General features: G+C 37.4%; 13 protein-coding genes. All 13 read left to right on the plus strand.

Going from position 1 to position 20,970, the window contains the following annotated elements; all coding sequences use genetic code 11:
- Positions 1 to 211 precede the first annotated feature (211 nt).
- The 13 genes from mnmG (at position 212) to BM141_RS08205 (ending at position 20,965) form a co-directional block, all read left to right on the plus strand.
- Positions 212 to 2,077: a tRNA uridine-5-carboxymethylaminomethyl(34) synthesis enzyme MnmG gene (mnmG, locus tag BM141_RS08145; RefSeq protein ID WP_091543700.1), complete on the plus strand. Its 1,866-nt coding sequence runs from the start codon at positions 212 to 214 to the stop codon at positions 2,075 to 2,077.
- A 175-nt stretch (positions 2,078 to 2,252) separates the two neighbouring features.
- On the plus strand, positions 2,253 to 3,062 hold the full coding sequence (locus BM141_RS08150) for a hypothetical protein (protein ID WP_091543701.1): 810 nt from the start codon (positions 2,253 to 2,255) through the stop codon (positions 3,060 to 3,062).
- Between the two features lie 174 nt (positions 3,063 to 3,236).
- Positions 3,237 to 4,931 (plus strand): Ig-like domain-containing protein, encoded by a 1,695-nt coding sequence (locus BM141_RS08155; RefSeq protein ID WP_091543704.1) that lies wholly within the window; start codon positions 3,237 to 3,239, stop codon positions 4,929 to 4,931.
- A gap of 533 nt (positions 4,932 to 5,464) precedes the next feature.
- Entirely contained in the window at positions 5,465 to 7,267 is a 1,803-nt protein-coding gene (locus BM141_RS08160; protein ID WP_091543707.1) for a tetratricopeptide repeat protein, read from the plus strand.
- Positions 7,268 to 7,587: 320 nt separating this feature from the next.
- Positions 7,588 to 8,631, plus strand: a complete 1,044-nt coding sequence (gene lpxD / locus BM141_RS08165) for a UDP-3-O-(3-hydroxymyristoyl)glucosamine N-acyltransferase (protein ID WP_091543708.1) — start codon at positions 7,588 to 7,590, stop codon at positions 8,629 to 8,631.
- Positions 8,632 to 8,697: 66 nt separating this feature from the next.
- Positions 8,698 to 10,101, plus strand: a complete 1,404-nt coding sequence (locus tag BM141_RS08170; RefSeq protein WP_091543711.1) for a bifunctional UDP-3-O-[3-hydroxymyristoyl] N-acetylglucosamine deacetylase/3-hydroxyacyl-ACP dehydratase — start codon at positions 8,698 to 8,700, stop codon at positions 10,099 to 10,101.
- Between the two features lie 53 nt (positions 10,102 to 10,154).
- On the plus strand, positions 10,155 to 10,976 hold the full coding sequence (lpxA, locus tag BM141_RS08175) for an acyl-ACP--UDP-N-acetylglucosamine O-acyltransferase (protein ID WP_091543713.1): 822 nt from the start codon (positions 10,155 to 10,157) through the stop codon (positions 10,974 to 10,976).
- Positions 10,977 to 10,983: 7 nt separating this feature from the next.
- On the plus strand, positions 10,984 to 11,598 hold the full coding sequence (locus tag BM141_RS08180; protein WP_091543715.1) for an ABC transporter ATP-binding protein: 615 nt from the start codon (positions 10,984 to 10,986) through the stop codon (positions 11,596 to 11,598).
- A 98-nt stretch (positions 11,599 to 11,696) separates the two neighbouring features.
- Entirely contained in the window at positions 11,697 to 12,155 is a 459-nt protein-coding gene (locus BM141_RS08185) for a lipocalin family protein (protein ID WP_091543718.1), read from the plus strand.
- 219 nt (positions 12,156 to 12,374) lie between these two features.
- Positions 12,375 to 17,057 carry a GEVED domain-containing protein gene (locus BM141_RS08190; protein WP_091543719.1) on the plus strand — a complete coding sequence of 1,561 codons (4,683 nt, stop codon included), beginning with the start codon at positions 12,375 to 12,377 and terminating at the stop codon, positions 17,055 to 17,057.
- A 24-nt stretch (positions 17,058 to 17,081) separates the two neighbouring features.
- On the plus strand, positions 17,082 to 19,520 hold the full coding sequence (locus BM141_RS08195) for a hypothetical protein (protein ID WP_091543722.1): 2,439 nt from the start codon (positions 17,082 to 17,084) through the stop codon (positions 19,518 to 19,520).
- 137 nt (positions 19,521 to 19,657) lie between these two features.
- A complete protein-coding gene (locus BM141_RS08200; protein ID WP_091543725.1) occupies positions 19,658 to 20,305 on the plus strand; it encodes an SLATT domain-containing protein in 648 nt (215 codons plus the stop codon).
- 12 nt (positions 20,306 to 20,317) lie between these two features.
- Positions 20,318 to 20,965, plus strand: a complete 648-nt coding sequence (locus BM141_RS08205) for an SLATT domain-containing protein (RefSeq protein ID WP_091543728.1) — start codon at positions 20,318 to 20,320, stop codon at positions 20,963 to 20,965.
- The last annotated feature ends 5 nt before the right edge of the window (positions 20,966 to 20,970 follow it).

Below are 20,970 nucleotides of genomic sequence, written 5' to 3' on the forward strand. Positions count from 1 at the left end.
GCAATCTTTCATTTATCTCACTTCCTTTTCTCATAAAAAATATAGAACTTTGCAGAACCAATTATCGTTTACAAATAAGCGATTGATTAGAAAATACACTATAAAAATGCTGAGTAGCAAGTTTTGTTATTTTATGTATTTTTCTTTATGCTAAATACATAAAAACCATGATAATAATTTATTCATAATTAATAATTCATCATTGAATTAGATGTATCCAAGTTACGATATTATAGTAGTAGGTGCAGGACACGCAGGTTGCGAGGCGGCACATGCCGCTGCTAAAATGGGAGCAAAGGTCTTGCTTGCCACCATGAATATGCAAACCATTGCTCAGATGAGTTGCAATCCTGCAATGGGAGGGGTTGCCAAAGGGCAAATCGTCAGAGAAATTGATGCATTGGGCGGAATGTCAGGCATTATTACAGACAAGACCATGATCCAATTCCGTATGCTCAACCGTTCCAAAGGGGCAGCCATGTGGAGTCCAAGAGCGCAGTCTGATAGAATGAGGTTTGCAGAAGAATGGCGTTTGGCTTTGGAAAGAAATCCTAACGTGGACTTTTGGCAAGAAATGATACCCAGCCTGCTCATAGAAAATGGGAAAGTAGTAGGAATCAAAACTGCTTTGGGCATAGAATTTAGAGCAAAAGCCGTCGTTCTTACTAATGGAACTTTCTTAAATGGATTAATCCATATAGGTACTAAACAGTTTGGGGGAGGAAGAACAGGAGAAAAAGCAGCCACAGGAATCACAGAGCAGTTAGTAGGCTTAGGTTTTGAAGCAGGAAGAATGAAGACAGGAACACCTCCAAGAGTGGACGGGAGAACGCTCAACTACGAGGCTATGCAAGAGCAAGAAGGAGACGAAAATCCAAGTAAATTTTCTTATTCTGATGAAACCCAACCTTTGAAAGAGCAAAGGAGTTGCTTCATTACTTATACCAATGAAGATGTCCATGAAATTCTAAGGTCAGGATTTGACCGTTCTCCTATGTTCAATGGAACAATTAAGTCAATCGGACCCCGTTATTGCCCTTCGGTAGAAGATAAAATTAACCGATTTGCAGAGAGAGAACGTCATCAAATTTTTGTAGAACCAGAAGGCTGGAATACAGTAGAAGTATATGTCAATGGTTTTTCTACTTCACTCCCAGAGGATGTGCAGTATAAAGCATTGAAAAAGATACCCGGTTTTGAAAATTGCAAAATGTTTCGTCCTGGTTATGCCATAGAATACGACTACTTCCCTCCTACCCAACTCAAACCAACGTTAGAAACAAAATTGGTAGAGAATCTATTTTTTGCAGGGCAAATCAATGGAACTACAGGTTATGAAGAAGCCGCCTGTCAAGGGCTAATAGCAGGAATAAATGCTTATAACAAAGTATTTGGGAAAGAAGAATTTGTACTAAGTCGTGCAGAAGCATATATTGGCGTATTGATTGATGACTTGGTGCATAAAGGCACAGAAGAACCCTATCGCATGTTTACCTCGAGGGCAGAGTATAGAATCCTTCTGCGACAAGACAATGCAGACATTCGTTTGACGGAAAAGGGGTATAAAATAGGCTTGGCAGAAGAAAGTCGCTTAGCAAAAGTACAAGCGAAACTCAGAGATACAGCAAAAATTATAGCTTTCTTGAAAAATAAAAGTATTTCCCCTACTGATGTCAATGATAAGCTAAGAGAAATGCAATCCGCAGAACTTTCTCAAAGCCAAAAAGCAGCACAACTCCTCAAACGCCCTGAAATGGAATTGGCAACCTTGATGAATATGACAGAAGGATTGAAAGAGGAATTGAGTAGGTACAGCGAAGAGGCTTTAATGCAAGCAGAAATCTTGGTCAAATATGATGCTTATATTGAAAAAGAGGAAAAGTTAGCAGAAAAGTTGGGAAACTTAGACAATATCAAATTAGGAGATTGGTTAAATTATAAGGAGATTAAACAGCTTTCCAACGAGGCAAGGGACAAACTAACCAAAATAAAACCGCAAACTTTGGGGCAGGCATCAAGGATTAGTGGTGTTTCCCCTGCAGATATTTCGGTGCTAATGGTCTATTTGAACAAATAACAAGTTTTAGTATATTTCTTTTCCAACAAGTAAATAATTTTCCAAGAGAAGCAACCTTTTAGCATGGTTGCTTCTCTATATTTTGTATGATTATTTATTGGGTTTTAGAAACATCATTTTAACATTTTACGTAAGATATACTAAATAAAACTTAAACTACTTAGTTAAAAATTCTATGTCTATCTCTAAATTTATTTTACTTTTGCTTATTTATATTTTCTCTTACCTTTTTGCTCATGCTCAAAATCTTCCCACTACAAGCAATGAAACTCCACTAAGAAACAATTTTTATTTTGCTTTGCACTTAGGAACAGGTATGAGTGCTTGGCAGGTGAGAGCTTCACAGTTCACTATACAATTTCCTATCTCTTCTAACGAATTTATTTACAACACCAAAAGCATTGCCGAGCATACTTACGCACCTAACATAAATTTTGGAGTAGAAATAGGGGGCTACAAGGGTGGATTCTTTGGCTTCGATATGCAGTTTACCTTTGGAGGCATGATAGGTTCTTACTTTGGCATAGCTGGAGGACTGAATATCCCACTTAGCCAAAACGGGAGAGCCTTGCTCCAATTGGGTTCTGGAGCTTTTTATCAAATAGCAAGTAAGGAATTAGATAGCAGAAGACTAAGACAGTCCACCTATTTGCAAGGAAAGTTTTTTAATACCAATAATACCTTTATTACTTCGCTCATAGATGAGAACTTTGGCTTACGTCCCTTTGCGAGCTTGAGAATCCCTATTGGGAGAGTAGCACATATCAAAATTACAGGCGGACATCAGTTCAACTTTATTACTACCTCACGCATACGTTTTTCCCAAAATCGTCCTTCAGGAAGAAATAATAGCTCGACCATTACAGCAAGATACCATACTGACGACAATCTATTTGATTTTCAATACAATAATCAAAGAATTTCAAGAACTCCTTTCGATTATAGCGGCTTATTTGTGAATGTAGGCATTGCTTGGGTGCTGTAGCATCTGCTCCCTACTCTATTGATATTTATTTGGTGCAGAAGTCATTTTTGAGGAATACTGAGCTGCCTCTAAACCTTTATTCCTGAAAATACTTACAATTTTTGTTAATATTTAAAAAAATAACATTCTCATTACCAAAGACTTTCCTACATTTGCAAGAAAAAATTAAAGGTAATGAAAGCTGTTTATCGACTTATTCACCACTTATTCACATTTTTATTTGTTTCATTTTTGTTTTATGACTGTGCTAGCATAGGTACACCCACAGGAGGTCCTAAAGATACGAAGCCTCCTGTTTTGCTCAATGTCATTCCCAAAGACCAAAGCACCAATTTCAAAGGAAGAGTCATTGCCCTACAATTTAATGAATACATAGAACTGAAAAATATCAAACAAGGTTTGCTCATTACGCCAAGCCTGAGCGAGGACAATGACTATGAGTACAAAATCAACCAGCCCAACTTGATTCTTACTTTCAAGAAAGACCTTGCACCGAATACTACTTACGTGCTTGACTTTGGGGAGGTAGTAACCGATGTAACTGAAAAAAATAAAGCAGAAAATCTCAAGTTGGCTTTTAGTACAGGAATTTCTATAGATTCTTCTTTTATACAAGGCACGGTCAGAGATCTATATACCAACAAGCCTCTCATCAAAGGAACCGTAGGGATTTATAATGCAGAAGATACACTCGATATCGAGAAAAATAAGCCCCTTTATTATACCAAGACCGATTCCTTAGGCAAGTTCAAACTTCGCAATTTAAAACCTGCAAAATATAAAATCTATGCTTTGTTAGAAGATAAAAAAAAGGACAACATTTACAATGGGGACGTAGAAGAAAAAATTGCATTCTTGGACAAACCCGTAGATTTGACTAACCGTCCCTTCGCATTAGTAGATGAACTCAGAGTAGCGAGCTATGACTTAAAGCCTATCAAACTGCTTAGACCAAGAAAAAATAGGCATTATGTAGAATGGAGAGCAAACAAAGAAATAGACAACTATGAAGTAAAATTTACTGATAGCCAATACGATACAGCAGTATTACATACCAAAGAAAAAGACTTTGTGCGATTTTTTCATACAAGCAACACTGATACAGATAGTATAGAAATCACACTCACGGTGAGAGATAGCCTTGGTAACTTCGCCACAGAAACTAATAAAATAAAGTTCGAGCAAGTAGAAAAACTCCGACCACTCGGGTTATCATTTAGTGAATTTCCTAAAAGTGGCACAGCCTTCGAGCCTCGCAAAGACAGTACCTATCAAGTCAATCTCACTTTTAGATTTAACAAGCCTATGAAAGAAATTATTAACATAGACAGCATCTTCTATAAAGTTTCTCCCAAAGATACTATAGGGCAAAAATTAGCACTAAACGATTTTCAATGGAATGAAAATAGAACCGCTATTAGTATCTCTAAAAAAATATTCTCCAAAGAGCCTATCAATTTTACACTCAAAAAAGGAGTTTTTATTTCTATGGAAAACGACTCCTCTGCTGCCAGACCTATCATCTCCTACCCTATCAAAAAAATAGAGGAATTTGGTACTATCAGTGGGCAAGTTCGCTCCCAGCTGTACAAATCCTTTATTATTCAGCTTTTAGACGAAGGCTATAAACAAGTAGAGCAAGAAATCGCCAATACCACAAACTTCAAATTTACTTATGTAAAACCCGGAAAAAAGCGTATTAGGGTATTAATAGATGAAAATAACGATGGCAAGTGGGAAAAAGGAGATTTTAAAAACCGCATTCCGCCTGAGAAAATATTTTTTTTCAAAGAAGCAATACAAGTCAAACCCAACTGGGACTACGAGGATAATCTAATAGATTTAGATGATGCGGAGCAGGTAAAGTAAAAAAAACAATAATTAAAAAATAATTTCAATTTTATTTGATTTTATATTTTTATATTGTAATTTTGTAATACTTATACAATCCAATCATTATTCACCATTTTGTGAAGTTTTCTTGGATAGCCAATGAATAAAAGTTGAATAACTTGAATAAGTTCGCATAGCTTAACTTTTTATAATGGCTTATTCAAAATTTGGCTTCTTTATCTTTTGCTTTTTTCACAAGCTATTCACCTACTCTTTTATTCAATGTAGTTTATATTTTTATTCACTATTCAAAAATAGTGTGAATAAACAGTCTAACCTATCCCAAAATAAATACAAACAATCATGCAAGATTTTTCCAAAGTGAATGAATTTTGAATAAGTTTTTTAGCCCTTTTAACTAAACACTTATTCACATATTCACGTCTTAATAAGTATAATAAAATCTATTTTATATAAATCAATTTTATTAGTATATTGTTGTTGATTTGTGAATAAACAAATTTGGAGTTTGAGGTTTACTGTTTTATGATTTAAAATTGAGAAGAATTATGTTGAAAAGATTAGCATTTGTTTTTGTAATTTGTCTGCCTGCACTTGCTTTTGCCCAAGACAAGGAAATAGATTTGGCAAATGAATATTATAGCAATGGAGAATATGAGAAGGCAATTTCCATATATAGTAATATTACCAAAGAAAGACAATTTGTCTTTACCGTGCATAAGAATTACTTAGATGCGCTGCTCAAATTGGAGAAATTTGATGAAACAGAAAAATACCTCAAACGACAACTTAGAAACTTTCCTAACGAGAGCCTTTTTCAAGTGGACTATGGTGTTTTTTTGATTATGCGTGGCAAAAAGGAAGAAGCTGAAAAACATTTTGCGGCTTATATAGAAACTTTGAAAAAGGACGATGCCCAGATTCGCTATGCGGCGCGTAATTTTATTAATGCCAATCTGTACGATTATGCCGAGCAACTCTACTTAGCTGGGCGCAAGAATGGCAATGATAAGTTTACTTACGAGTTGGCGAGCCTATATGCTATGGCGGGAAAAACGGATATGATGATTACTGAATACTTGGATATACTCAAAGATGATGAGGAGCAGCTGGAGTACATAGAAAACATTATGCAAGCCCGCATGAGAGAGGAGGAGGACTTTGCAAAGATTGAGCCTGTAATTTTTAAGTTTATCCAACGCTATCCTGATAAGGTAGTATATAATGAGATGTTAGTATGGTTTTATGTGCAGATGAAAAATTTTAGTAAAGCTTTTTTCCAAGCTAAATCAGTAGATAAAAGAAAAAAATTAGAGGGAAGTGGAATTTATGATATTGGCAACTTGGCAATGGAAAATAAAGATTACGAAAATGCTATCAAGATTTTTGAGTTTTTAGTAGAAAGATACAGAAAAGAAAGTATCTATGTCATGGCACGTCGTCAGTTGGTCAAGGCAAAAGAAGAATTAGTAAAAAATACTTTTCCTGTGGACATAGAAAAAATCAAATCCTTAGTCAAAGATTATCAACAAATTATAGGGGAGTTGGGTTTGGTGGATTATACCGCAGAGGCAGCGCGAAGCATGGCACTCCTTCAAGCGTTTTATCTAAATAATAAGGATACTGCTATCAAAGTTTTTGAGGAAATTATTAATAAACCTACTATTCGCAAAGACTTTACCGACCAAGTAAAGTTAGATTTAGGAGATATTTACTTGCTTAAAAATGAACCTTGGGAATCTACCCTTCTCTATTCCCAAGTAGAAAAACGCCAAAAAGAAAAAGATTTGGGACACTTAGCCAAGTTGAAAAATGCTAAACTTTCTTATTACAAAGGAGATTTTGAACTGGCAAAAGAAAACTTAGATGTGTTGAAACTGGCAACAAGTCGTGAAATAGCCAATGATGCTATGCAACTTTCGCTATTGATAGGGGATAACATTGCCTTAGACACTACCGAAGCGGCTTTGAAAGAGTATGCCTCTATAGACCTACTTGTCTTTCAAGGGCAGCTCGAGAACGCCTTAGAAAGATACAAAGCCATGCAAAAGCAGTTCAGCTATCATCCTATTGTTGATGAAATTCTCTGGGCAAAGGCAAATATCTACTTGAAATTGGGGAAATTTGAGCAGGCTATAGACGAACTGACTAAAATTATAGAAGAACATAACGATGATATTTGGGCAGATGATGCCAACTTTCTCATTGCTAAGATATATGACGAAAACCTGAAAAATAAAGACAAGGCAATGGAATACTATCAAAAACAACTCACTGACTATCAAGGGAGTATATATTCTTTAGAAGCAAGAAAGCGATACAGGCAGCTTAGAGGAGACAACGTAAATTAGTAGTAAAAAAATTTAGTTGATAAAATTTGTAAAAAACAAGCAGACCTTATAACTTTGGGGCTAATACAGTAAATGTTTAGGGCTTTGCTCTAAATATTTCTATTCATAGCTGGTTGAAAGAACTTGAGGGTAGGGAGAAATCTCGCCCTCAAGATTTTTGTACGTAATTACTGCCCAACTCACCGCAAACTTTTACATACTTTCATGCTCACTATTGAAAAAACCTTTAACTTTATTCAAGCCTATTGATGTAAATTTCTTTACTTTGCAAAATTATCGTTTCACTTGATTTTTGAGTTTAGTCAATTTTATTATTGCAAATGGAATTTACAGTCCAACAAATCGCACACATACTAAAAGGAGAAGTAAAAGGAGATAATACCAGAAAAATAAATAATTTGGCAAAAATACAAGAAGCCAAAGAGGGAGACATTTGCTTTCTGTCTAATTTGAAATACGAAAACTATTTATACACTACTGAGGCGAGTGCAGTCATTATCAACAAAGATTTTGAGCCTAAAAAAGAATACCAATCTACGCTTATTTTAGTTGATGATGCTTACACTGCTTTTTCCGTATTGTTAGAAGAATATGCTAAAATCATTAATTTTTCTAAAATAGGCATAGAACAACCCTCCTATATCGCTCCTACAGCCACTTATGGAGAAGGAGCATACATAGGAGCCTTTGCTTATATAGGGAATTACGTCAAAATAGGAAATAATGTCAAGATTTATCCTCATGTTTATATAGGTGATAAAGTAAGCATAGGCGACAATACCATTCTATATGCAGGAGTAAAGATATACGCAGACTGTAAAATAGGAAATCAATGCACTATTCATGCTGGGGCTGTGATAGGTAGTGATGGTTTTGGGTTTGCTCCTCAGTCAGATGGTACTTATAAGGCTATCCCCCAAGTAGGCACTGTAATTATAGAAGACAATGTAGATATAGGAGCGAACACTACCATAGACAGAGCTACTATGGGAGCAACTTTAATAGAACAAGGCGTAAAATTGGACAATTTGATTCAAGTAGCCCACAATGTGCGTATTGGAAAAAATACCGTCATTGCCTCGCAGGTAGGCATTTCTGGCTCTACTACTATAGGCGAAAATTGTATTATTGCGGGTCAGGTCGGAATAGTAGGTCATATTCGTATTGCCAATAGAACTACTATAGGAGCGCAGTCTGGAGTTTCTAACTCTATAGATAAAGAAGGGATGACTGTACTTGGCGCACCTGCCATAGACCATAGAGAGCAACTAAAAAACTATGTGATTGCTCGTAAATTACCTGAATTTAAGAAACGCATAGAAGAACTCGAGAAAAAAATTGTAACTTTGCAAGAATCAAAGTAGTGATAGCTTTCTCATAGATAAAATTATTTTTTCACCTGCCAAATAAAAATTGAATATTGAAATACCATGTTATATAGCAAGCAACATACGATTCAGAAATCAGTTACCTTGTCAGGAGTAGGTCTGCACACAGGCGTACAAGCAAACATGACTTTTCTTCCTGCACCTCCTAATCACGGCATTAAGTTTCAAAGAATTGACTTAGAAGGGCAACCCATTGTAGATGCCGATGCAGACAATGTGGTCGACTTATCAAGAGGCACTACCATAGAGCAAAGTGGTGCAAGAATAAATACGGTAGAACATACCTTAGCGGCTTTGGTAGGAATGCAGATAGATAATGTACTTATTCAATTAGATGGTCCTGAGCCACCTATCATGGACGGAAGCTCTCAACAATTCATAGTGGCATTACAAACCTGCGGTCTGCAAGAGCAGGATATGCTGAGAAATTTCTTCCAACCCGAGCAGGGAATCTTTTACCAAGAGCCGGATAGAGATGTAGAGATAGCCGCCTTGCCTTTGGACGACTATCGCCTTACCGTCATGGTAGATTACAACTCCCCTGTACTGGGAAGCCAGCACGCTTCTTTGAATGATATAGAGCAATTTTCTGAGGAAATAGCCTCCTGTCGCACTTTTTGCTTTTTGCATGAGTTAGAGATGCTATACAAAAACAATCTTATTAGAGGAGGAGATTTGAACAATGCCATTGTCATCGTAGATAGGGTAGTAGAAGATGGTGAATTAGAATACTTAGCCTCGCTTTTTAACAAACCCAAAGTTGAGGTCAAAAAAGAGGGGATTTTGAATAATATAGAACTGCGTTATAAAAATGAGCCAGCCCGTCATAAATTACTGGATTTGGTTGGGGACTTGGCTTTAGTAGGCAGACCTTTGAAAGCACAAATCTTAGCAGCGCGACCCGGGCATGCGGCAAACGTGGGTTTTGCAAAGAAAATCAAAAAAGCAATGAAAAAGGCACAAAACAAGGAGCAGATTCCTGTTTACGACCCCAAGATGCCGCCCGTTTTTGACATCAACAGAATAGCAGAGCTTTTGCCACATCGCTATCCTTTTCTAATGATAGATAAGATTATTCAATTAGATGAAACTACAGTAACCGCAGTAAAAAATATTACTGTAAACGAGCCTTATTTCATGGGGCATTTTCCTAACAATCCGGTCTTTCCCGGTGTATTGCAAATAGAGGCAATGGCGCAAACAGGAGGCATCTTGGCAATCAATAATATGGGAATCAATGAGCAATGGTGGACTTATTTTCTCAGTGTCGACCAGTGTCGTTTTAGAAAAATGGTTATTCCGGGCGATACAGTAATTTTTAGATGTGAACTTCTCGAGCCTATCAGGAGAGGAATCGTAAAGATGAAAGGTATGGCTTATGTTGGGAGCGACTTAGTTTGTGAGGCAGTAATGTCTGCAAGATTGGTAAAAAAAGAGACTAATTAGAAAGACTCTGTATCAAGTAGAGAGATTAAATGTTAAAAAAAATAAAATAAAAAATGCTACATCATTTGGCATACATTCATCCTGAGGCGAAAATAGGAGCAAACGTAACTGTAGAACCTTTTGCATACATAGAAGCAGATGTAGAAATCGGGGAAGGAACTTGGATTGGGGCGCATGCAGTCATTAAAAATGGTTCTCGTATAGGTAAAAATTGTAAGATATACTACGGAGCAGTTATTTCACAAATTCCTCAAGACCTTAAATACGAAGGGGAGCAGACTTTGACCATTATCGGTGATAATACCGCAGTAAGAGAATACGCTACTATCAGCTGCGGGACAAAAGACCGTTTTCAAACAGTTATTGGTAAAAATTGCTTAATCATGTCTTATGCTCATATAGCCCATGATTGTATTTTAGGAAATAATTGCATCATTGTTAATTCTGTGCAGATAGCAGGACACGTGGTCATAGACGATTTTGCTGTGATTGGGGGAACTGCCGCTGTTCAGCAGTTTGTAAGGATAGGCAAGCACGTTATGGTAGGTGGAGGGTCTTTAGTAAGAAAAGATGTACCTCCTTTTATCAAAGTAGCACGCGAGCCACTCAGCTATGTAGGTTTGAACTTAGTGGGCTTAAAGCGTAGAGGTTTTAGCTCTGAGAAAATCAATGAGTTACAAGAAGTCTATCGCACTATCTACCTCAAAGGATACAACAACTCACAAGCCTTGCATATTATAGAAAACAGTATGCCCTACTCTATTGAAAGAGATGAAGTATTAGACTTTATCAAGTCTTCTAAAAGAGGAATTATGCCTGCAAGCAGAAATGGAAAAAATGCACTCAATAATGGTCAAGCAGACGAAGATGAATAAGTAGGCAATGAATAAAATTGTAGCAAAAAATGTAGGTAAGCAATTTGGCAGAGAGTGGATTTTTAAAAATTTTAGCTTTGAGTTCCTTGAAAATCAAAGCTATGCTATCATAGGAAGCAATGGAAGTGGTAAATCAACCTTAATGAAAATATTAACAGGAATGATGCCTGCAACCATGGGAGAGGTAGATTACGTATATAATGAAAAAAAAATTGATTCACGAGATTGGTTCAAAGATTTAGCGATTGCCGCCCCTTACTTAGAGTTAGTAGAGGAGTTTTCTTTGAAAGAAATGATAGACTTTCATACCAATTTTAAAAAATTATCCGTTAAAAGAGAAGAACTAATAAAAATATTAGGATTTCAAAAAAGTACCTACAAACCTATCAAGTTCTTTTCCTCAGGTATGAAGCAAAAACTCAAGTTAGCTTTGGCAATGTATGCCAAATCAAAAGTTTTGTTTTTAGATGAGCCAACGGCTAACTTAGATGAGAAAAATATTGATTGGTATGTAGAAAATATCAAAGAGGTATCAGCCAATAAAGTGGTGATAATATGCTCCAATCAGCAATATGAATATAATTTTTGCAATCAGATTGTTAATTTAATGCTTTTTAAATAAAACTTTTGTAACTTAGCCAAAGTGTCTATATCTTAAACAGGATAGTATAAAAAAATAAATGCCTACTGAATATCCGAAAATCTAAAATTAGAACCAATATGAAATTACTCCAGTACTTAGTAAGTAAAAAATTGTTATTTGCTGCCTCATTTATTATTTTGCTTAGTGCATGTGGCGGCGGCGGTGGTGGAAGCACCCCAAAAACTTTGTTGGAAATATTGTCAAAAAATTGGCGAATTACCAAAGTAACTATTAATGGAACGGTAGATACTCAAGGGAATTATAGCAACTATCGAATCGTGTTGCAACAGAATGGAACGTATGCCGTTACTCTGGGTAACTCTCCCGTGAATATTGTTATCAATCCTGCCAATAATGGTCGCTGGGAAATTACTGATAACGAAACTTCCATCACCTTTGATAAAGGTACTCCGAATGAATTTAAAGTTACCTTAGTTACTAAAACAGAAACTTCTTTCTCTGTACGCTTTAAAGTCCCAAGGAGCGTTAATAAAACCGAACCCGAGTACATCATAGAATTTACAGCAGTTTCTTAAAAGTACCTGTAAGAAAATCATACATTTATCTCCCCTTACATTATCTAATCTAATCAGGTAGTGTAAGGTTTTTTTTACTATACTTGGAAAAGAAAAACTCAAGTAAACTTTTAACCAGTCAAAACCTTCCTGATATTCAAAATCAGTTACTTATTTGCTTGCAATACACATCTTCTTATTTCGTTTTATACTCATAGTCAATCTCTAAATTTTCCTAAAATGAAAAAGCTATTAATTATATTTTGTCTTACCTATCTATATAATTCTCAGGCTATTCATGCCCAAGATTTTGGTTGTGGAACGGCAGACCCCACTCCCGAACAGAGAGAAATGCTCATACGCTTAGGGCAAGCTAAGCCAAGTCGCTTTAAAACAGAAACTATTGAGGGAGTAGCTACTTATTTTCCTTTGGCGATTTACATTTTGCGAAAGACGGACGGTACAGGAGGCGTAAGCGAATTGCAAGTGATGAGAGGAATTGCAGACCTCAATAGACAATTTAGGGTAATAGACATTCAGTTTTATATGTGTGGTGGCTTTAACTACGTCAATGATGATACTTTTTATGATTTTGAAAATTCAGAAGAGCCTGCTTTGGTAAGTGCAGGGCATTTTCAAGCAGGAAAAATTAATATTTACTATGCCAATACCGTCAAGTCAGGGAGCAAGTTTGTAGGAGGATATGCTTGGCTTCCGGGAGGTCCTGAGCGTATGTTGATAAAAAACTCCCAAGCCAACGATGGAAAAACCGTTCCACATGAAATGGGGCATTATTTTGGACTTTTGCATACTTTCCAAAGCAGTAATAATCCAACTATTTCTGAAAGAGAATTAGTTACGAGAGGAGCAGGGGCAAACTGTTCTCTTAAAGGCGATTTGATTTGCGATACTCCTGCTGACCCTTACGAACAACCTAACGGAAATATCATCTCTGCTTGCGCTTATACAGGGGGAAATGTAGATGCCAATGGAGAAGCATATACTCCTATGACCAGCAATATCATGGGCTATTACTTTAACTGTGGAAATGAGTTTACCGTAGGGCAGTATAGCCGTATGCAGATTTTTGCAGGAGGTTCAAGGAACTATTCCTCTGCTACTTGCTCGGCTACTACTCCCTCTGCTCCTACCCTAATTTCTTTAAATTTAGTAGGAAATGGAGTTACAGCTACTTGGACAGACGTAGCCAACGAGGTAGGTTATTTCATAGAACGTTCTATTGACAATATCAATTTTACCTCTGTAGGTGTAGTCAATACCAATATTACCACTTTTTCAGATAATACAGTTACCTCAAATACAGTGTATTACTACCGAATTAAGCCTGTAAACGCTCCTGCAAGTTTTAGCAATGTATTGAGCATCACTACGGGTTTGATTTACTGCACCCCTACCTACTCTGGAGCGTGCAGCGCGACGGGCAGTATCAATGATTTTATTTTTTCACAAGGAGCGACCAATCTGATTAATGACATAGCAACAGGCTGCTCGGCAAGTAGTTATGGAAATTTTACTGCCACTCCTGTCAATGTAAGTAAAGGAACAACTTATGATTATGCACTTAGTTTGCTCACAGGAACTTGCTTTGGCACTTTCTCCCCTCGTAACATGGCTATTTGGGTGGACTATAACCAAAATGGTATTTTTGAACCAAGCGAAAAAGTAGCCAATGACGAAACAAGTAATATTTGTTTTACAGGAAGTTTTACTATTCCGCTTACTGCCCAAAGTGGTCATACACGCATGAGAATCAGATTGAGAGAGAGAGCGGCTGGTTCGGTAGATGACGCTTGTACCAATTATGGTTTTGGAGAAGTCCACGACTATACTTTAAACATCTCGGGAGGAAATGACAATACTTCCAGAGTAGAAAGTCCTCTTACCCAAGTTCCGACTGCAAGTATTAACATTGGTTCTACTGATGTAAGCGTTTTTAAGTTTACTATTAGGGATTTAGGAACTTCTGATGGCTTGCCCACTCACGTAAATCAAGTAAAAATTAGGCAGGGCTTGGGCAATAATATTGCCAATTGGGTAGGGAAAATCACTAACGCCAAACTTTTGGATGGTGCTACACCCATTCCCACCACCCCAACAATTAACGCTACGGACATAACTTTTTCCATCGGCGGAACGGATTTACCAATCGCTAATAACGGAAGTAAAGAAATTACTTTGGCAATTAGTTTAGGGACAACGGGTTTTACAGATACCGACAAATTAGCTTTCCAAGTGCTGGCGAGTTCGCATGGCTTTATAGCTGCCAGCACAGGAAGTTCAGAATTTGCACCTACTTTTCCCGCAGCAGTAATAGGCAATGTTATGAGTATCGTTATTCCCCCTCAAGTAGGAGATGTAGTGATTAACGAATTTGTTACCGAACCCCAGCAAGATTGGAGTACCAATAATTTCAATGGAATAATAGGAGGTGGAGCGGTATCGCAAGGGGTAGATGAATGGGTAGAGCTATTTATCAAACGTTCAGGTTTAGACTTGACCAATTGGACAATAGACCTTGACGATGCTACACCTTTTTTAGGAGGAAATCTTACCAATGGAGTGGGCAGTGCTTTCCAAGTATCTAATTACATAAGTGCAAGCGGAGGGACTTTTACTAATACCAAAGCAGGCGACTACTTAGTGCTTGGAAATGTCAGAGGTGTTACAAGCAATGCTATGAATAACACTAACTTAACTATTCGTTTGAAAGATGCAAGCGGAACAGTCATAGACGAGGTAAAGGTGGGCATTAATACAACAAGTGCAGGTGGCATAGCAGGAAGTGGCTCTACAGGAACGGCAGATGAAGCTATGGCGCGAGTGCCTAATGGAACTAAAACAGGCAATGACAATACTGATTTTAGAAAGCAAACCGCGACTATGGGAAAAATTAATACGCCTGATTTGATAGTAACCACAACCGAGTTTAGAAGTGGAAACTTCAATAACGTAACCGTAAAAAATACAGGAGTGCTGAATATTTCTGGAATGCTCAACGCAGAGGGGAATTTTTTGGTAGAAACAGGAGGACAACTAATTACTGATTTTGGCATAGTAACAGGTACAGGTAACTTCACTATGCAAAGCGGAACTACCCTCTCTATTTCTGATGAAGATGGCATTACGCTTTCTGGCAATACAGGAGCAATTCGCATGAGCGGTACGCGTAACTATCATGGAGATGCTACCTACATTTACAGACCTTTTAAAATAGACACTCAAACAGGCAACGGTCTGCCTCCCATCGTTACAAACCTAATTATAGATGCTTTTAGGGAACAGGGAGTTCAAGTATCTACGAGCGGAAATGTCATTTTGACTCGTCCAACAGTAGTTACTCGCTTAGTAGAACTGCGAAACGGCGATTTGACTTCCAACGGCAATCTTACCTTAGCCTCTGATGCCAATAGAACAGCTATGGTAATTCAAAAAGCTGACGGTTCTAATAAAGTCATAGGAGAGGTTACAGTCAATAGGCACATCACAGGAGGGCAAACTGTTTACCCCGCCGCCTACGCAGGAGCAGGAGGCTATCATTATTTCTCTTCTCCTATCCAAAACGCTACTGTTGCTCAAATTGCTGACGACATAGGTTTAGTACTCAATCCTGCTTACGATTGGGTAGTACCATATACAGGTGCTTTCCCAAATTTTTATTTTTATGATGAAAATAGAGTACAAGCCACCGCCCCAAACGATATATTTGAAAAAGGTTGGTATAGCCCTGCCAATACAAGCCAAGCTATCCAAACTTCACGAGGTTTCATCATCAATGTTTCTCAGGGAAATACTTTAGACTTTGTAGGCACTCTTAATAATGGAAATGCTCCCACAGGAAGTTTACCTGACATCAACCTAACCAGAGGAACTTCCACCAATGCAGGTTGGCAACTCATGGGCAATCCTTTCCCCTCTCCTATTTCTTGGACAGCCTTGAAAAGCATCAATCCTAATATAGAAAACACTTTTGTTCGTAGGATTCCTATAGGTCGCTATGAAGGCACTTGGGCATACTTTACTGCTCCTGTGCCTCCAAGTACTGTGGGTATAGGCATGAATGGAGGAGAAGACGAAATTGCAATTGGGCAAGGATTTTTCGTAAGGGCAACGGCAAATAATGTTGCTTTCAAAATGAATAACTCCGTGAGATTAGCAAGCGTTCCAGCAACAAACCCTACTTTTTTTAGAACCGAAGAAAGCGAAAGTTCAGTAAGAAGTGGCTTAGTCAAATTAGGAATTAGTCAAGGAAAATATGCAGATGAAACAGCGATTTACTTTGAGGAAGGAGCAGAAGCCCAATACGACCAATACGATGCAGAAAAATTCCACTTCAATTCCAATCCTGTACCTTCTATTTACACACTTTCAGAGGATAACAAAAACTTAGCTATCAACGGCTTACCTTCGTTAAAAGAGGATTTTACTATTCCGCTTACGGTTTATACCTATACCAGAGGTTTGCATACCATTAGACTAAATGAAATCAATTATTTTAAGCAAAACGTCCAAATCTACTTAGAAGATAAGCAATTAGATATTATCCATAATTTAACTCAAAAGCCTGAATACCAATTTAGTGTCAATAATTTAGGCTACATCAAAGACCGCTTTGTAGTGCGTTTTTCTACTTCTGTAACCGACAAGGGCGAGTTGGATTATTTATTGCTTTACCCCAATCCAACAGATAAAGAACTCAAAATCAAAATGTTTAGCAACTATAAAGGAGAGGTAAATCTCAATGTTTATGACCTTTCAGGAAGATTGCACAAGTCCTTGATAATTAATAAAAATTCTAATAGATTTGAAAACCAATTAGATTTGGAAAACTTGCCACAAGGCATTTATATCATGGAAATTATAGATGGCTTAGGAAGGAAAGTAAAGAGAATTAGCAAGTTGTAAGTTTAGCCGAACATAGACAGGAGCATGAAATACCAAGACCTCAGAGAAGAAGAATTGAAAAACAAGGTCGCCAAAGATTATTTTTGGTTATATGATTGCACGCGCATTATCGGGAATGTAGATTTTTGTGTAGCTATGCACCAAAGCCATCCTGAACTGTACGAATCTACCTCGCTGGTATGGGCAGAAGCTAAAAAAGGGAAATCCAACTTGTATCATTCTCTCGTTCAGCTTATTCTGACTATTGGCAAGGCTCGTACTTTTGATAAACACCTGCCTCCGCCTTACTTAGCTGCTTTTGACGCTGAAGCTATTGCTTTTGTCCCTTATAACGACATTCAGGAAGTTTTTTACCTCAATGATTTCAACTGGAACGTTACTCCTTCCAACTACGACACTAAAGAGTTCAGTCTTCTGTACGAAAAAGTTAAAAATACCATTGACCAAAAAGCCCTACTTTTTAGATTTACTAATGATGACAAGGAACTCCAGCGATTTATTAAAAAACTTGCAGAGGACAAATTTGGGACTACTAAAATTAGAATTGATAAAAATAACTTTTTGGTGATTTATAACAAGTGGTTGCAAATCGTCAAACCTACGATTGCAGTAAATTGGGAAATCGCTAAAAAACAGGGCATCATTGACGGCGATTTTTACCTCGCTGATTTGCTCTCGCAAGAAAATATTACCCTCAAAGAAAAACTTTTTGTTCTGCTCAGAAAAGACCATTACCAACTGGACAGAAAAATAGATGAAGCAGGAATGTTTAACTCAAAAACGGTTGATTTCAAAGATAAGCAAGTTGCTCATAATCAGTTTTGGAACAGATACGAACGCCCTCCCAAAGAGCAATATTGGGACTACATCGTCCAACGCCGCGATTTGCTCGTTCCCCAAGATGTGCGTGAGCGAAAGGGCAGTTTTTTTACTCCTCAAATTTGGGTAGAACTTTCCCAAAGATACCTTGCCAAGGTCTTAGGAGAAAATTGGCAGGACGAGTACTACATTTGGGACTGCGCCGCAGGGACAGGAAATCTACTTGCAGGACTCACAAATAAGTATCATATTTGGGCATCTACGCTGGACAAGCAAGACGTAGAAGTGATGCACGACCGCATCAACAATGGAACGAACCTTTTGCACGACCATGTTTTTCAGTTTGATTTTTTGAACGATGAATTTTTGCCCAAGTCCAAAGGTGGAAAACTACCCGATAGTCTTTACAAAATCCTTACAGAGGAAGGAAAGCGAAAAAAACTGGTTATTTATATCAATCCTCCTTATGCAGAAAGCAATAGCAGGGTTAGCACGAAAAGAAGTGAAGTTCAAAACACAAAAATTTACCAAAAATACAATGCGAAATTAGGCAAGGCAAGAGCTGAACTTTATATACAGTTTTTAATGCGTATTTATGCTGAGATTCCCGATAGCTACATAGCCCAATTTTCAAAATTTAAAGCTGTGTGTTCGGGCAATTCAAAGCTATTTAGAAGTCATTTTCTTGCTAAAAATGAAAAAACTTTTGCCGTTCCTGCCAATACCTTTGACAACGTGAAGGGAAAATTTCCTATCGGATTTTTTATATGGAATACGCAACAAAAAGAAAAAATCAGCACGGTTTCAGTAGATATTTATGATGCTCAGGGGAAGTTTATGCTTAACAAGAATTTTTATGCTAACGATGATGAAGCAGGTAGAATCAATGATTGGTTAGACCAGTTTGCTTTTCAGGGGGAGAATGGTTTTATAGGAGTATTGGTGGCAGATGCTCCTGACTTCCAAAACAATAACTTTATCGCTATACAAAATAGCAAAGGAATAAGACATGGCAAGTATTTTTATATAAACAAAAGCAATTTGATTTTCGCTTGCATCTACTTTGCCGTTCGCCACTGCATCAAAGCCACTTGGCTCAACGACCGCGACCAATTCCTTTATCCTAATAGTGATTGGGAAAAAGACACAGATTTTCAAAACGATTGCTTGGCTTTTACACTTTTTCATGGACAAAACAAAATTTCAAGTCAAGAAGGGACAAATCATTGGATACCTTTTACCGAGCGGGAAGTCAATGCGAGAGAGAAGTTTGATAGTAACTTTATCCCCCAATTTATCGAGGGTAAGTTAAAAAAAGGCTCTAACGGGCATCTTTTTGAAAAAGTGACAGAATTTAATGAGCCACTTATATTTTCAAAGGAAGCCCAAGCTGTATTTGAGGCAGGGCGAGAACTTTGGCGATATTACCACAGCCAAAACTTCATAGAAGGAACTTACAATCCGAATGCTTCTCTGTACGACATCAAAGCGTATTTTCAGGGCAGAGATGAAAAAGACAAAATGAATAACAAAAGTATAGACGAAACCTTCAACGCACTCCTTGCCAATTTGCGAGAAAGTTTAAACAAATTAGCCCAAAAAATAGAACCCAAAGTGTATGAATACGGGTTTCTGAAAAGATAGGAGTACCAAACTCATAAGTTTACAAAAATTCTCTTTATAAAATTTGCAAATTGAAAGTTTTACTTTAACTTAGTGATTTTAAATATTTGAAAATCAAAGTTTCGCTTAGATTATTTCCAGATAAAATAAAAATATATATGGAAGAAGACCTTACACAACCTCCTAATTATCAGTCGCAAACTCCTTTTGTTGCTTCTTTTGGGGCTGATACTTCTCAAATTTCGCCGCAAGCCTTAGTCCGTCAGCGTCTTTTTTCCAAAACAAGACGCAAGATAGTAAGCGAGGCAGAACGCAAAGAGGTAGAACTCAAACTCTCTATTTTAGAGAGTGAGATAGAATCAGACATTAAATTATACAAAAAGCGAGGAAAGTTAAAAGGAAGAGGAGCTTTTATTTTTCGCTTTCTAAGCACCGCTTTGGCGGCAGTAGTAACGGTGCTATTAGGGGTAAATCTGACTGTTTTTGACGGCATGGAAAATGTCCGTACTCCCTTCGGTCAGCCTTTGAGATGGTATGCTAATACCATTGCCATTATGATTAGTGCTTTTCTGACGGTCATAGGTGCTTTGCGTACTTTTTTAGATTCCAATGAGTTATGGGTAGTTTATACAGACACAGTAAGTCAGTTTACTCAACTTTTAGAGGATATCCAATACCTAAAAATTGGGTTTAATTACTGCACCTTAGACGATATAAACTTGCTCAACTTAGAATATGCACGCATCAAAGAAGAAGCGGAGAATGCCCGACTAAAACTTAGAATGGACGATTACAGAAAAAATTAAAATAGAAAGAATATGGAAACAGCAGATTTACAAAATTTTTCTACAACAACTTCTGGCGAGGCAACGACTTTTGTTCCCAATTTCTTTCAAACAGATAGTAAACTTAGCCCTCAAACTATTTTGCGAATGAAGTTATTTACTCGCAAGCAAGTAAAATCCATATCTAATGAGGAAAAGATTGAAGTAGCAGATAAATTAGAATACTTAGAAAATAAAATTCAGGAAGATTTAGCCACAAGCCAAAAGCAAGAACGCAAACAGCAGTGGGGAGCTTTGGTACTAACAATGTTAGGTACAGTATCAGCCGCCCTACTCACCGTTATTTTGGGGATAAACCTTACAGGAAAATTGGCAGAACCTATTTTTGGCATACCTTCCACTTGGTTTGTAAATACGCTTGCACTCATTATCAGTGCTTTTATGACGATTATTAGCGATTTGCGTATGTTTTTTGATTCCCACGAACTTTGGGTAAGGCACTCGGCTACGGTAAGCCAACTGAAGAACCTTTTGTACTACATTCGCTATTTGCGTACATCTCCAGAAACCATTACTATGACGGAAGTGGACTTAATAAAATTAGACTACAGCCGTATCCGAGAAGAAACAGATAAGGCTATTGTCAAAGCAAGGTCTTCTGGATTGAGTAAGCCAAATTAATTCCC

The organism is Thermoflexibacter ruber, from assembly GCF_900113045.1.
GTDB lineage: Bacteria > Bacteroidota > Bacteroidia > Cytophagales > Thermoflexibacteraceae > Thermoflexibacter > Thermoflexibacter ruber.

Excerpts from the sequence above, each read along its gene's own strand:
- BM141_RS08205 (WP_091543728.1), top strand. The coding sequence starts at position 20,318 with ATGGAAACAGCAGATTTACAAAATTTTTCTACAACAACTTCTGGCGAG.
- BM141_RS08150 (WP_091543701.1), top strand. The coding sequence starts at position 2,253 with ATGTCTATCTCTAAATTTATTTTACTTTTGCTTATTTATATTTTCTCT.
- BM141_RS08185 (WP_091543718.1), top strand. The coding sequence starts at position 11,697 with ATGAAATTACTCCAGTACTTAGTAAGTAAAAAATTGTTATTTGCTGCC.
- lpxA (WP_091543713.1), top strand. The coding sequence starts at position 10,155 with ATGCTACATCATTTGGCATACATTCATCCTGAGGCGAAAATAGGAGCA.
- BM141_RS08170 (WP_091543711.1), top strand. The coding sequence starts at position 8,698 with ATGTTATATAGCAAGCAACATACGATTCAGAAATCAGTTACCTTGTCA.
- mnmG (WP_091543700.1), top strand. The coding sequence starts at position 212 with ATGTATCCAAGTTACGATATTATAGTAGTAGGTGCAGGACACGCAGGT.
- BM141_RS08155 (WP_091543704.1), top strand. The coding sequence starts at position 3,237 with ATGAAAGCTGTTTATCGACTTATTCACCACTTATTCACATTTTTATTT.
- BM141_RS08190 (WP_091543719.1), top strand. The coding sequence starts at position 12,375 with ATGAAAAAGCTATTAATTATATTTTGTCTTACCTATCTATATAATTCT.
- BM141_RS08195 (WP_091543722.1), top strand. The coding sequence starts at position 17,082 with ATGAAATACCAAGACCTCAGAGAAGAAGAATTGAAAAACAAGGTCGCC.
- lpxD (WP_091543708.1), top strand. The coding sequence starts at position 7,588 with ATGGAATTTACAGTCCAACAAATCGCACACATACTAAAAGGAGAAGTA.
- BM141_RS08160 (WP_091543707.1), top strand. The coding sequence starts at position 5,465 with ATGTTGAAAAGATTAGCATTTGTTTTTGTAATTTGTCTGCCTGCACTT.
- BM141_RS08180 (WP_091543715.1), top strand. The coding sequence starts at position 10,984 with ATGAATAAAATTGTAGCAAAAAATGTAGGTAAGCAATTTGGCAGAGAG.
- BM141_RS08200 (WP_091543725.1), top strand. The coding sequence starts at position 19,658 with ATGGAAGAAGACCTTACACAACCTCCTAATTATCAGTCGCAAACTCCT.